The sequence below is a fragment of the Paenibacillus sp. ALE2 genome (assembly GCF_054113385.1).
Genome location: NZ_CM134213.1, coordinates 3,368,399 through 3,380,944 on the forward strand (window position 1 = coordinate 3,368,399; position 12,546 = coordinate 3,380,944).

The 12,546-nt window shown below is 40.1% G+C and carries 14 protein-coding genes; 13 read left to right on the plus strand and 1 reads right to left on the minus strand.

The window, feature by feature from the left end:
• The first annotated feature begins 38 nt into the window (after positions 1–38).
• The 9 genes from ACXHJ1_RS14690 (at position 39) to ACXHJ1_RS14730 (ending at position 9,072) form a co-directional block, all read left to right on the plus strand.
• Complete coding sequence (locus ACXHJ1_RS14690) at positions 39–2,426, plus strand: polyprenyl synthetase family protein (protein ID WP_457904850.1); 2,388 nt, start codon at positions 39–41, stop codon at positions 2,424–2,426.
• Positions 2,427–2,658: 232 nt separating this feature from the next.
• A complete protein-coding gene (locus ACXHJ1_RS14695) occupies positions 2,659–3,198 on the plus strand; it encodes a CueP family metal-binding protein (protein ID WP_457904851.1) in 540 nt (179 codons plus the stop codon).
• Between the two features lie 353 nt (positions 3,199–3,551).
• Positions 3,552–5,615, plus strand: a complete 2,064-nt coding sequence (locus tag ACXHJ1_RS14700) for a methyl-accepting chemotaxis protein (protein WP_457904852.1) — start codon at positions 3,552–3,554, stop codon at positions 5,613–5,615.
• A gap of 218 nt (positions 5,616–5,833) precedes the next feature.
• Entirely contained in the window at positions 5,834–6,073 is a 240-nt protein-coding gene (locus ACXHJ1_RS14705; protein WP_107733214.1) for a hypothetical protein, read from the plus strand.
• Between the two features lie 81 nt (positions 6,074–6,154).
• Complete coding sequence (locus ACXHJ1_RS14710) at positions 6,155–6,442, plus strand: phage integrase N-terminal SAM-like domain-containing protein (RefSeq protein ID WP_107733215.1); 288 nt, start codon at positions 6,155–6,157, stop codon at positions 6,440–6,442.
• Positions 6,430–6,954 carry a tyrosine-type recombinase/integrase gene (locus ACXHJ1_RS14715; protein WP_258196258.1) on the plus strand — a complete coding sequence of 175 codons (525 nt, stop codon included), beginning with the start codon at positions 6,430–6,432 and terminating at the stop codon, positions 6,952–6,954. The genes ACXHJ1_RS14710 and ACXHJ1_RS14715 overlap by 13 nt, the downstream gene beginning before the upstream one ends.
• 169 nt (positions 6,955–7,123) lie before the next feature.
• Positions 7,124–7,540 (plus strand): DUF2569 family protein, encoded by a 417-nt coding sequence (locus tag ACXHJ1_RS14720; RefSeq protein ID WP_058829979.1) that lies wholly within the window; start codon positions 7,124–7,126, stop codon positions 7,538–7,540.
• A 219-nt stretch (positions 7,541–7,759) separates the two neighbouring features.
• On the plus strand, positions 7,760–8,326 hold the full coding sequence (locus ACXHJ1_RS14725; RefSeq protein WP_107733216.1) for a hypothetical protein: 567 nt from the start codon (positions 7,760–7,762) through the stop codon (positions 8,324–8,326).
• A 152-nt stretch (positions 8,327–8,478) separates the two neighbouring features.
• On the plus strand, positions 8,479–9,072 hold the full coding sequence (locus ACXHJ1_RS14730) for a hypothetical protein (protein WP_107733217.1): 594 nt from the start codon (positions 8,479–8,481) through the stop codon (positions 9,070–9,072).
• A 136-nt stretch (positions 9,073–9,208) separates the two neighbouring features.
• On the opposite strand, the gene ACXHJ1_RS14735 is transcribed toward ACXHJ1_RS14730, so the two are convergent.
• The gene (locus ACXHJ1_RS14735) at positions 9,209–9,502 is read right to left on the minus strand and encodes a hypothetical protein (protein ID WP_457904853.1); all 294 of its coding nucleotides are present in this window, start codon (positions 9,500–9,502) and stop codon (positions 9,209–9,211) included.
• 171 nt (positions 9,503–9,673) lie between these two features.
• Here ACXHJ1_RS14735 and ACXHJ1_RS14740 point away from each other — a divergent pair, with 171 nt between their 5' ends.
• From ACXHJ1_RS14740 to ACXHJ1_RS14755, 4 genes are all read left to right on the plus strand, one after another.
• Complete coding sequence (locus ACXHJ1_RS14740; RefSeq protein ID WP_010345194.1) at positions 9,674–9,877, plus strand: helix-turn-helix domain-containing protein; 204 nt, start codon at positions 9,674–9,676, stop codon at positions 9,875–9,877.
• A 330-nt stretch (positions 9,878–10,207) separates the two neighbouring features.
• Positions 10,208–10,540: a hypothetical protein gene (locus tag ACXHJ1_RS14745; RefSeq protein WP_107733219.1), complete on the plus strand. Its 333-nt coding sequence runs from the start codon at positions 10,208–10,210 to the stop codon at positions 10,538–10,540.
• A gap of 640 nt (positions 10,541–11,180) precedes the next feature.
• On the plus strand, positions 11,181–11,609 hold the full coding sequence (locus ACXHJ1_RS14750; RefSeq protein ID WP_107733220.1) for a hypothetical protein: 429 nt from the start codon (positions 11,181–11,183) through the stop codon (positions 11,607–11,609).
• A 216-nt stretch (positions 11,610–11,825) separates the two neighbouring features.
• On the plus strand, positions 11,826–12,335 hold the full coding sequence (locus ACXHJ1_RS14755; RefSeq protein WP_243208189.1) for a hypothetical protein: 510 nt from the start codon (positions 11,826–11,828) through the stop codon (positions 12,333–12,335).
• Positions 12,336–12,546: the final 211 nt, after the last annotated feature.

The window sequence follows — 12,546 nt, forward strand, 5'->3', positions numbered from 1 at the left end:
AATGCAACCATGTTTAAACAAAATGAGAAGTTGAGGTAATGCATCATATGAATGAAAAATTTCGAGCCGATACAGGATACCAGCTGGCTGAGCAGAAGGCGCTCCAGTATTTTGCATCACTCTATAATCAGGTCAAGGATAAGACTTATGTGACTTCTCTTACAGAAGATATCCATATATGGAAAAGGAATCATATCCGTCCTTCTTCATGGTTATCCTTCATTTCGCGGAATAAGAGAAAGCCGGATACTCGGGATTATGACAGATACATTCAATGGCTGAGTTACACAGGCAAATTGGATGATTATCTGAAGCGAAGTGTCTCTTATATTTACATGAGGGATCTAGGCAAGGCTCTAGATTCTGCGAACACACAGACCCGGATTCAGCGCGTTATTGCTGACGTGAAAAGATATTTGCTTCAACCCACCCGTGCTAATAGAAGAAATCAACCGGAGTTTATGAATATAGCCGGGGTGTATCGGTGGTCTCAAAAGGAAGGGATCGAAGCCACTGTAATCTGGCTAATCAACAAGCTTAACTCTGTATCTTCTCATATTCCCGAGGAAATGGATGCAGAGCACGCCCAGCGCAAACTGATTAAAATCATCATTGGGGTTATTCTGCATGTGATGGAAGAAATGGACGAAGCCGTGCCACCTGTTGAGCGTTCGCGCAGACTGGATGAAGCGATTAGGCTTGGGTATTCCTATGGATTGACTTATCCTTTTATTGATGATCTTCTCGATTCTCAGCTGTTGACCGTTCAAGAGAAAGAGCAATACTCCCACATGATACGTACCGCGCTTCTTACCGGATCTGTGCCGGAGCTGGGCGACTGGACTGGCGAGCATATGAAGTTTATTCGCTATATCCATTCGGAGCTCTCGGATGCTTTTGAGTATATTAAGGCACATCAGCGGTCAGACACACAGCAAACCTTTTTCGAGCAGTCCTACGTTTTCTTTCATTCTCAAGATATCGACCGGGATAAGGATCTAACGCGAACTCATTACACCAATGAAGAGCTTTATATACCCGTGATTTTAAAATCTGCTTCTTCCCGCTTGATTGTCCGTTCCGTCATTAGTGCTCCTGAGGATGAAGGGTTTGAGCAACGAACATTCTATTATGGTATCTATAACCAGCTTGCTGATGATTTTGCGGATATGGCTGACGATATGAGGGATGGTGCAGTAACACCCTATACCTATTATTTAAAATATCATCAGCAGAGATCGGATTTGATCAATCCCTTCGAGCTATACTGGGCGGTCATTTCTAATTTGATCCATAACGTGTATGACTCGGATGCTATGGCTCGCGAGGTAATACTGGACCGTGCAATAAATGGACTCAAACGTTATAAAGAACGGGTAGGTGCAGAAAAGTACAATGAAATAATGGAGATTTTTGCATCTGGAAATCCTGAATTTAATCGTCTCATTCAGAAGATGGTAGGCAAAGCAGAGGATGTAGATTTCTTGGATAAGCTGCTTCGTGACCAGATGATTGTTCAACTGAAAAACGATTCGAAGGAAAAAGAAGACTTTATGAATACATTCAAAACCGTCCGTGACCAGATTAACAACCAATTGAAAATTACCAAGCCTTCTGGGATCGAGGCCATGAAAGAACAGCTTATTGATGCTGCCAATTACAGTCTTGAGGGGGATGGGAAAAGGATACGACCTATATTGACCTGGGTTATGGGCGTGAATGAATACGGCTTAGACGCATCGGCCATCGTGCCGCTTCTGAGATCATTGGAATATATGCATACAGCATCCCTGATTTTTGATGATTTGCCTTCCCAGGATAACGCCTCTACCCGTAGAGGGCGTCAGACATTACATCAGGTGCACAATAGCGCTACTGCGGAATTAACCGGACTATATCTGATCCAGAAGGCCATCGGGGAGCAAGCATCACTGAGTCAGTTCAATGCTGAGACTGTGCTTGCCTTGATCCAATACTCGGCCCGCAAGGCAGAGGATTTGTGCATGGGTCAGGCGATGGATCTGGATTCCAAAGGAAAGGCTTTGACCTTGGAGCAGCTGAATATGATGTGCTTTTACAAAACAGGAGTGGCGTTCGAGACTTGTCTCGTTATGCCAGCCATGCTCGCACAGGCCGAGGAATCGGAGATTGCCGCTTTGCAGAAATTCGCCTATCATATGGGGATCGCTTTTCAGATCAAGGATGATTTGCTTGATGTGGAAGGAGATACGCTCTTACTTGGAAAACCTGTGGGTCAGGATTCAGATAACAATAATTCAAATTTTGTGTCCATACTTGGCTACGAAGGTGCCAGTAAAGAGATGTGGGAGCACTACTGCCTTGCCATGGAAGCATTAAAAGAGGTGCCACGCAATATCTCTTTTTTGAAGCATTTAATGAATTATATCGTGAACCGGGATCGGTAAAAAGGATTATATCCCATGGCTCCATAGGAGTGGTGGGGTGTTTGTACGTTGAGCCAGCAGAGAGCTGCTCATGCTCCTTTTCTTCTCCTTGGTGATCATCTAATGTAACGCAGATACCTCTGAACAATCACAGTAAAGATGTGAATATCTGGTGACTTCAGTACCGTATTTTGTCCGTTACGGGGCGTTCTCCCTTATAATGTTTTAAAACGGACAAGGAGATGAACTCCAGATGAAAAAAGGAATCTTGGTCGCTTCAGGGTTGGTTGTTGCGGCATTGGGGACATACCTGGTTGCAGGAAATATGCAGAAAGAAGGAGCGGACAAGCTCGGGACAACAGATATCAAGCAATTGGTGCATGATTTCAGCGCACGCAAGGCAACAGCCCAGTCCGCTTCCATTAATTCCCGTCAGTTAATTGTTAATGGAGACCATACACAACCCATAACTTATGATTTGCCTGACAACGAGTTTTTTGTTTCGATTGCGCCATATGTAGAAGAGACCCACCCTTGTGCAACTCATAGTCTAACCGGTTGCCAAGGCGAAATAAAAAATGGGGCGTTCAATGTGACCGTTCACGACTCCGAAGGGAATATCATCATGGAGAATGCTGCCATGAAATCACAACCCAATGGTTTTATTGATCTATGGCTGCCAAGGGACAAAACCTACCGCATTAGCGTGAATCATGAAGGTAAAACGGCCCAAACGGAATTCTCTACATATGAGAAAGACGATACATGTATCACAACGATGCAGTTGGGTTAACGACGGAGGATGAGGGTTGAGCTTACGGATCGCTGAAACGCTCTAAGTCCGCAAAACCCTGCGTTCTCATACATAGCTTTTAGTAAAGAGCCTGCGTCTGACGGAGGCTCTTTGTGCTGCTTTTGTTAGGTTGTAGAACAAATTTTGAGGGAGTCTATGAGGGGGCAACTGGCAACTAAAGTTGTTAAGCCAAGCTTTTCTTTGGAGCAATAGCTTAAGACTAAGATACGAAACTTTAAATTGCGTTTATTAAAAATTCATTAAAATTCAATGGAAAGTATATTAATACAACTGTAAACTTCCGACATATTATTTAAGAGCTTTTCGCTCACTATTCTTTGGGAGATGAAACCATGTTACAAAGTATTAAGAATCGCCTATCCAAATCATTGAGCATGGCCAACACATTGGCCATGGTCTTGTTAGTCATTATCGTTCTCGTTTTTGCAACCTTGGGGACGTTCATGTATTCAAGCACGCAAAGCATGCTTGTCAAGCAGCAAGAGGCCATGCTCCAGACCAAGACGCAGGCCACAGTCAGTCAATTTGATGCGTTATTTAAGGAAAAGGGCTCGCTTGTCCAACAAATGTCAACCAATAATCTCTTTAAGAAATATATAGAGACTACTGAATCGGCTGAGATGGTGAAAACTTCTCCATATGCTGCAGAAACCGAAGCGACCCTAGCAGCGATTGTAAAGGCAGAGCCATCTTTTGCCGATGCTTGGATTGCGGGAATAGCTGGCAAAGGTTTCTATTTACAGAATGATGGTATTACTTCCAAGCCGGACTTCGATATTCATACACGCCCATACTTCAAGCCAGCTGTTGAAGCAGACGGTTTATACTACTCAGAACCATATAAGGACGTCAATTCGGGTAATATGATCATGGGCATTTTCTATCCAATCAAGGATAAAAGTAACCAATTAATCGGATTTGCAGTTGTTGATATTGCCTTAAAAGACATCCCTGCCATTATGCAAAGCTATTCGCTTGGAAGCACAGGCTATTCGATTCTTGCATCCAAAACAGGTGATATTTTGTATCACCCTGATCAAAATAAAGTGCTGAAAGAAAAGATTAACGAAAACACAGGAGATCTTGGCGAGATTGGCAAGAAAATGATTGCCGGTGAGTCCGGAGTACAGTTGATTTATGATAATGGGGAACCTCGTTATATCGGGTATGGAACCAGTAAAGATACAGGGTGGTCTGTAGGCTTAACCATTTCTCAACAAGAGGCGCTCGCAGAATTAAAAGTGTTTACCCAAATTATTATCGGCGGTTTTTCGGCAGCCACCATCCTGCTCGTTGTGATTTGTTATATAACGCTCCGCTATCAGTTAAGAGCAATCCCGAAATTGCTCGCCAAAATCAAGATGATTGAGAATGGAGATATGACCGTTCAGTTTGATACGCATTCCAACAACGAAATCGGGCAAATTCATCAAGGAGTTTACAATATGGTTCAAAAAATTCAAGGTATGCTCCAATTGGTGGGTGGATCAGCCCAAGTCTTGAATCAGTCTTCTCATGATTTGCAATCCATTTCTTCCAGAACTGCAATCACGATGAACGATACGGCGACAGCAATCAATGAAATTGCCAATGCGACGAACTACCAGTCCATTGAAACAGATAACATTTTGCAGAAAACTGGAGCATTATCCGGACAAATTGACGAAATTGCCAATGATACAAAAGCCATCGAATCTATGGTGCAAACCTCGGTCGAACAAAGCGGACAAGGGCTTGCGGTAGTAGACCAGCTATCCAAATGGGCGGAAGAAAATCATAATTCCACCCAAGCGATGTCGGCAATCATTCAGGATATCGATCTGAGCCGTCATGAGATTTCGAGCATTGTGGGTACGGTCAACCAAATTGCAACACAGACCAACCTGCTGGCGCTTAATGCTTCCATAGAAGCTGCACGTGCGGGAGAACAGGGCAAAGGGTTTGCTGTGGTTGCCGGAGAGGTTCGCAAGCTGGCTGAGCAGACGGCGCTGGCGACACAGGAAATCTACAAGAAGGTACGTGTCATCGAAGAAAAAACCAGTGTATCGGTTGAGCATACCGTTCACGGTCTGAAAATTGCAGAAGAAAATGCCAGATCGGTAGAGGACACGAAGCAAGTGTTCTTTAGCATTAACAAGGATTTGGAAGATTTGAAACTACGAATGATCCAGATCAGCACCAACACCTCCAAAGTCCACAAGCACAAAGATGAGATTTTACAGGCGTTGGAGATCATCTCTTCCACCACAGAAGAGAATTCCGCTTCAACCGAAGAGGTCAGCGCCAGCACGCAGGAACAATTGGAGAGCTTCGAACAGGTTGCTGAACTCTCCAAACAATTAAACCAATTGTCCACTAAGCTGCAAGACGAATTAAAACAGTTTAAAGTGGAGTAACATGGTAGGTGGCGGCGATGCTATGGGATGATGTGACGGAGGAACTGGACAAGTAAAGACAAGACACTTTATGATAATATAAATTGGACTTAATGGATCAATAATTCACTCTGAAAGAATCAGGGACTTAAGATGAATATCCATCTTAAGTCCCTTTTTTTGTGTAAAATTAGATTTCCAATTTTTTGAACGGCTGATATACTAAGGAGGCAAGTGAGATGAAGATAAACCTACTTTATCGGGATGAAAAAACGATCGGCGTACGGTTGGAGCGATACGGAGTCAAGGAGCGAGATGGGATTCGATCCATACCAGGCAGGAAATGGGCTCCAGACGAAAAAATATGGACCATTCCTTGCAGTATCTTGGCTGTAGAAAGCATGTTGGAAGCGTATCGGAGCTGCAAGTTCGAGTGCGACGAGCGCTTGAATAAAGAGCTGCCGTTCATCCGGGAATAGCTGGATCGGCGGGACACGCAGGCTAATGCGGTTCCCTCTTCTTCGGAACGAGGTGAATGGAACCCGGATCAGCGGCAAGAAATGCGCGATGCATTGGTGGCAAGGGGCTACAGCAGCAAGACGATTAAAGCATACATATCGCAAACGGAACGCTTTTTTGCAAGATTGCAAGGGACCGAAGCAAGCATAAATGATGCGACGGTGCAAAAATATGCGTTGGCGCTGCTCGAAAAAGGCCTTTCGAACGCTTATGTTAACCAAGCGATCAGCGCGCTGAAATTTTACTTTCGCCATGTGCTAAAGCAGCCCAAATTGCCGCCTATGTTCGTCCGAAGAAGGAGAGTAAACTGCCAGATGTGCTGTCCCTGAATGAGGTTATGCGTCTGTTGAAAGCAGTGAAAAATCCAAAGCATAAGGCTATTCTGTGCCTAACGTATACATCCGGGCTGCGGGTAAGCGAAGTGGTGAGGTTGCGTCTTGAAGACTGCGACCGTGAACGGAAAGTACTGAAAGTTCGTCAGGGAAAGGGCAGGAAGGATCGGCAAACGCTGCTATCCGAAGCGGCTTTTGCGGTGGTTGAGCAGTATATAGGGGTGGAGCAGCCAGCAGTCTGGCTGTTTCCAGGGCAGAGGGAAGGCCGCCACCTGACGGAACGTTCAGCGCAGAAAGTGTTTGAAAAAGCGCTGGCTGAAGCGAGCATTTGCAAACAGGTGAGTATCCATTCGCTAAGGCATTCCTTTGCGACCCACTTGCTGGAGAATGGGATTGATCTTCGCTATATTCAGGAACTGCTAGGGCATCAGAGTGTGCGAACGACGGAGCGGTATACACATGTGAGCAGGCGGGACATTGGCAGATTTAAAGTCCGTTGGATCGGATGAGCGGGCTGGAGGATTGAAACGCAGAAAGTGCGGGAATAAGGAGAAAAGTGCAGGATTCACGAAGTTCGTGAATATGACGAAGAGAGTATTCTTTCGGAAGTTCGTAAATAAGACGTTATCTGAAACCAATGCTCAATGCAAATAAAAGACAAAGATTAAGGAGCCAATAATGCAATTATCTCAGAATAGTATGAGTGGAATTAAAGGCTGGCTGCTTTTCTTTGTGATCTATTCTTTTTATCTACTTATAAGTAATTTAATAGGTCTTTATTTCGAATTTTATATTTATATGTTAGTTGGAACAATTGGTTGGAATCTTGCTAGAACTATTTCTGTCGGAATCTATTTATTTTCTGAAGTCTTAATTATTGTTTCTCTAGTGCTTATATTGAAGAAGAAAAGGAAAGGACCAAATATAATAATTCAAATTGAAATAATCACTATAATATTTGGATTTTTAAACTTCATTCTCACAATTAACAAAATAGATGAACTCCCAAGTTTAATCTCTACAATTATTTTTGGATCAATATGGATTTTGTATTTTAAAAACTCAAAACGAGTCAAAGCAACATTTGAAAGTTAATCAAGAAGGCATTGGCACCAGATAACAAAATATTCACGCATCGGGCCATTCGGCCCTCGGTCCGGCAGAGACATTTTGGGGGAGTGGAAGCAGCCGGACAACCCTGCACTGGCTAAGTCCGTCGGACCCGGCGCGTTCGCTCCTTAAGCCAGTGAGGGTTCGTGAATACAAGAACGTTAAGTGAAATTACTAAACTCTTATTTATGGAGGTAAATAATCATGTTTATTTCAAAAGACCAACAAGAAAAAATAAAGCAACTGAATCATATACTTGGAATGAAGCATCGAAGTTATCCTTTTGATTTTAATAAGAAGGAAGATTGGATAGAGGCAATTGAAATGGTCACCGCCGAGTATATTGATTTTTGCGAATATTGGGGCAGGCTTTCGGATTTGAATTCAAACTTAGATGAAAGTCTTGAGTGTTTTTATCCAGCTAGTTGGATGGAGATAACACAAGAAGGGCATATCAATGATGATGAATTAGATGAAGCAATTGACTCAGTGAATCATGCTGAAAATGCTTTACGTATATTGATGGATAGAGCAGAAGAGAAATGTAAAGAGATATGGCAATTAACTTTTGACACTCAGCAAGAAGCTGTCATTACATACTTTCTAGGAGAAGAAGTTACTTGCAGTGGAGATGAATTAAAAGAAATTTTAGAGGATTATATTTTTGAATTGGCAACTGAGATAGAGTACACAGGAAATGTCCAAAATTCTGCACAAGAATTTTCAAGAAATTTGAAACACAAAGTTGAAGCCAAGAGATCAAACCCGTAACTTCACTTAACATAATATTCAAGCAGCGGCTCCTCACAGAGCCTTGGTCTGCTGGATGCATTTCGGGAAGGTATTTCAGCAGACACATCCGACTTCGTCGGACGCCATGAATACAGGAACGTTATCGGAAATTCCATAAAGGAGTGAAATTCATGGAAAACCTAGTGAAAAATATAATCTATTCGTCTATCCAAAACTTTTTTGAGAATGAGCATGACTTCTTTGATTATACAAGTCAAACAGGCATGACAGAATGGAACTTAACGTATCATTTGTGTAACGAACTTAGTAAGTATATTTTTTGGTTGAATAAAGAAGTTGATGTAACAAAACGAAATTATGAAAATAAAAGACCCGATATTATTTTTCATAAAAGAAGAACAAATAAATTTAATTTTTTAGTTGTTGAGGTTAAGAAAAATCCTCATGATAAGCGACTAGATATAATTAAGCTCAAAGAGGATTGGATGAAGGAACCACTTGAATATCGGTTTGGAGTATATATTAATATTTGGAATAAGTATAAATTTGAGGCGATCTTAATCACAAGAGATGGGGAAGAAATACAGATCAATGAAACCACTAGTAAGTATATACCATTTACAACTATACAAGAACAATTTAAAGATATTATTAAAATAATTATAGATGAAATATGTATAGAACCTAGAGACAAACCTCTTAATAAACTCTTAGAAGAAAAATTAGACAATGAAATTCTGAGAGGGTTTTCGCTGGAAAAATAGAACATCCGATAACAATATATTCACGCTACGGGCATACGCCCTTGGTCCGGCAGAAGCCGTACACCCAGCATACGCTGGGTCGTAAATACAGGAACGTTATACGACAGAATCAAAATGAAAAAGAGCCAGAAGGCTCTCAATCTAAAGATATATGTAATTCGTTATGCAGGTGAAGAGCGTCCTTAAAACCTTGCAAATAAATTTCACGTTCTAAAATAGCTTGAACAGAAAGCTCAGCATCATCGTAAAGGAATAGGGTCTTCTGTATATTCTCCGGTACTCCTTCATGTAACTGCTTGAAGTAAAGATTCCGTTCGGATGAGATTTGGTTGTAGCTGGAGTTGTTTTTGATAAGCTCGCCATATAAAGATTCAATTCGAGTATGAATCAGTGAATCAAGTAAGAGTAAGAGTTCTAAAGAATTATGCATTTTGAACACCATCCAATGTATTTGATTTTATGAATAAAACTTCAACTTATTAAATATAATTTTATCATATTAAATAATTAAGTCAATACATGTTGAAGATGTTTTTGATAAAGAAAATATACTTTCATATAATTAAAGAAAAATTCACTTGATGTGTGAAAGGAATATCAGATGATTAGTTATAAACCTTTTCAAAAATTATTGATCGACAGGGAGATTAAGAAGCAGGATTTATTGAAAATGACAGGTATTTCGTCTGCTACAATGGCGAAACTCAATACGAACGAATATGTGTCGTTAGAAGTGATTGATAAATTATGTGCGGCTTTAGGTTGTCAGCCAGGAGATTTATTGGAACATATAGCAGAACAATGAAAGATTAGAATCAAGAATGGATGCTGGTTAATCGAAGAAGTGATTCCATCGTATAACATAATATTCAAGCAGCGGCTCCAGATGGAGCCTTGGTCTGCTGGATGGGTTTCAGGGAGGCATTTCAGCAGACAACCCTACGGGTTCATGAATACAGGAACGTTAAGCGCAACTTCTAGAAGAGCGCATTTAAGAACGATTCAAAGTCGAGGAATTACCAAGATCGACGAAGCGGATTCGAACAAGAGGTGTAATCTACAAAGCAAACACTTTACAGGTTTTAAGCCTGTTAAACGTTAAAGTGGACTTAAAGATTTATCACGGAGGGAATATATGGATTTCGGAAATAATTCTAAAGAGAATCGTGAAATAAAGATCTCAAAAGATTCAAAGACATTTTTAGAACTAAGAGAAATCGTTAACAGATTTGATCCTGTGAATTTAGTTGAAGGTGGTGCTCCTGATGACGAACATGATCGTTTAACTACGGAAATATTAATGTTGCTTTTTCAGGAGTCGATGGATGGGATTCGGGATCTTTTGATCAATTGTGAGATATGGTATGGATATGATCCCAACGATATTAAAGAAGAGCACAAAGAACGATTTAACAGAAAGATTGAAAGAACGCATAAAGAGATTTTAAATTGGTATGCCAAGAATTAGAACCAAGAAATTAGATTTATGTCAGTAAAGGATCAAAATGAAGTCAACTCAGGAAGACAGAAGCAACGCTTAACATAAGTCCTGTAAAATTACATTGAAAAAACTATTAAAGTATGCGATTCATAATCTTTTAGATGATATTGATATCCCAATAATTTTTGAAGGTAAAACTACAAAGATCCTTTTGATTTAATTATAGATTTTAAAAGTGCAGATCATTCACTCAAAGGAGAAAAAAGAATATTTTGGGGCGAAGTTAATTCAATCTCATCGAATAAACAATTTTTAAACTGTGGCGCATGGGATGGAAAAGGATATGAATTTTCTGTTTTATTAAGCGAGAGCATCTCTAATAGTTCCAAATTGAAAAAGATACTCTGGAATAAAGGCGTTTATTGTATTTTTATAGCAACATTATACTTTAATAAAAATGATAAGCCTTATATTCGGTTGAATGATATTAACTTAATGGCTTTAGAAACTAAACAATAATTCAAGAACGAATACCATCGCCTAACATAATATTCACGCTGCGGACTTTCGTCCTAGGTCCGGCATTCGCCGGACACCCAGCATGTGCTGGGTCGTGAATACAGGAACGTTATGTGAAATCGACGATATTATTTAAGAGGTAAGCACAATGAAGATAATAAGAAATAAAGAAGAACTTGAAGGCACTTGTTATATTGAAATTTTGCCGGGTAGATATCTTGGTCAATGTTGGAATGATACTTCAATCTTTTTGACCGAAGAAGTATTTGGTTTTATAGAGAAATCAATTGAAAGTGAATATACTACTTATGATCACTATGCTTTTAATGAGATTCAAAAGGAAATTTGGTGGAGAATCCTAGGGAGATTAGAAAGAGTAATAAATCTTCTTGAAGGACAACCCGAAATGAATACACTTAAAGAGCATATTGGCTTTTTCTTTGGATGTAGTGAAGATGAATTTATAAAAGACTATGAAAATAACATTGAAAAACTGAGGAAATTAATTAACGAATTTCAAACATGGATTAAAGAGCGATTGAAATCCCAAAATTATATTTCAGTACTAGGCATTTAGCTAATTTGAGGAAGTTGTCGACATCACATAACATCTTATTCACGCTGCGGAACCTGACGGCTCCTTGATCCTCCCGAGGAATTTTCAATGGAGTGGATCTAGGCGGACAAAACCTGCGAACCTAACCGCGTCGCGGCCGCCCCGTTGGGGCTTAAGGTTCTCGGGTTCATGAATACAGGAACGTTATGTGAAATCACATAAGATTTTAAAGGATGGATGATTCAATTGGATAATTTAGCGCTAGAGAGCTGGATTGATACACATAAAATTATGGATAGAACCTTAGAAGGTTTTTGGGTAACATTCAATAACTACATGAAAGAATGTCCAGAAGAAATTAGTTTGTTTTTTGATGAATTGAATCTAGAAAATATTAAGCCTTCAATAGATACAATTGAGTATAAAACTATTTTTCATTCCGATTATCAGATTGTAGACAGTCACTATTCCCAGCAGGTTATATCTACGTTAGACATTTACTACAAAAAAAAGAGAATAGGTTATTATAGAATGTTCTTTTATACCGATGGCGAATGCTTTGACGATAGCCTAGTTACGGAATGGACAGGCTGGTATATAACATTGAAACTTAAAGCGTTAATTGAACTTCAACAAGAAATTAAAAATGAATTGGTAAAAAATAAGATCAAAGAAGATGAAATCGAAAAAATCTATAATTTAATAGATAAACAAATATCTAAAATCAAAGTTCAAATCCATAAATAATTGTAGGTAGAAAGTTCGAAGAAGATGTGGCATCACATAACATAATATTCAAGCAGCGGCTCCTTTGGAGCCTGGGTCTGTGAGAAGGGTGTCGGAGAGGAATTTCAGCAGACACCCCCTAACGGGTTCATAAATACAAGAACGTTATAGGAAATACTTGATAAAAGGAGAAAGCAAAATGTTTTAGAAATATCTGCGGATGAAAGGGTAT

Excerpts from the sequence above, each read along its gene's own strand:
- ACXHJ1_RS14695 (WP_457904851.1), top strand. The coding sequence starts at position 2,659 with ATGAAAAAAGGAATCTTGGTCGCTTCAGGGTTGGTTGTTGCGGCATTG.
- ACXHJ1_RS14690 (WP_457904850.1), top strand. The coding sequence starts at position 39 with ATGCATCATATGAATGAAAAATTTCGAGCCGATACAGGATACCAGCTG.
- ACXHJ1_RS14730 (WP_107733217.1), top strand. The coding sequence starts at position 8,479 with ATGGAAAACCTAGTGAAAAATATAATCTATTCGTCTATCCAAAACTTT.
- ACXHJ1_RS14700 (WP_457904852.1), top strand. The coding sequence starts at position 3,552 with ATGTTACAAAGTATTAAGAATCGCCTATCCAAATCATTGAGCATGGCC.
- ACXHJ1_RS14750 (WP_107733220.1), top strand. The coding sequence starts at position 11,181 with ATGAAGATAATAAGAAATAAAGAAGAACTTGAAGGCACTTGTTATATT.
- ACXHJ1_RS14725 (WP_107733216.1), top strand. The coding sequence starts at position 7,760 with ATGTTTATTTCAAAAGACCAACAAGAAAAAATAAAGCAACTGAATCAT.
- ACXHJ1_RS14710 (WP_107733215.1), top strand. The coding sequence starts at position 6,155 with ATGCGCGATGCATTGGTGGCAAGGGGCTACAGCAGCAAGACGATTAAA.
- ACXHJ1_RS14735 (WP_457904853.1), bottom strand. The coding sequence starts at position 9,502 with ATGCATAATTCTTTAGAACTCTTACTCTTACTTGATTCACTGATTCAT.
- ACXHJ1_RS14740 (WP_010345194.1), top strand. The coding sequence starts at position 9,674 with ATGATTAGTTATAAACCTTTTCAAAAATTATTGATCGACAGGGAGATT.
- ACXHJ1_RS14705 (WP_107733214.1), top strand. The coding sequence starts at position 5,834 with ATGAAGATAAACCTACTTTATCGGGATGAAAAAACGATCGGCGTACGG.
- ACXHJ1_RS14720 (WP_058829979.1), top strand. The coding sequence starts at position 7,124 with ATGCAATTATCTCAGAATAGTATGAGTGGAATTAAAGGCTGGCTGCTT.
- ACXHJ1_RS14755 (WP_243208189.1), top strand. The coding sequence starts at position 11,826 with ATGATTCAATTGGATAATTTAGCGCTAGAGAGCTGGATTGATACACAT.
- ACXHJ1_RS14745 (WP_107733219.1), top strand. The coding sequence starts at position 10,208 with ATGGATTTCGGAAATAATTCTAAAGAGAATCGTGAAATAAAGATCTCA.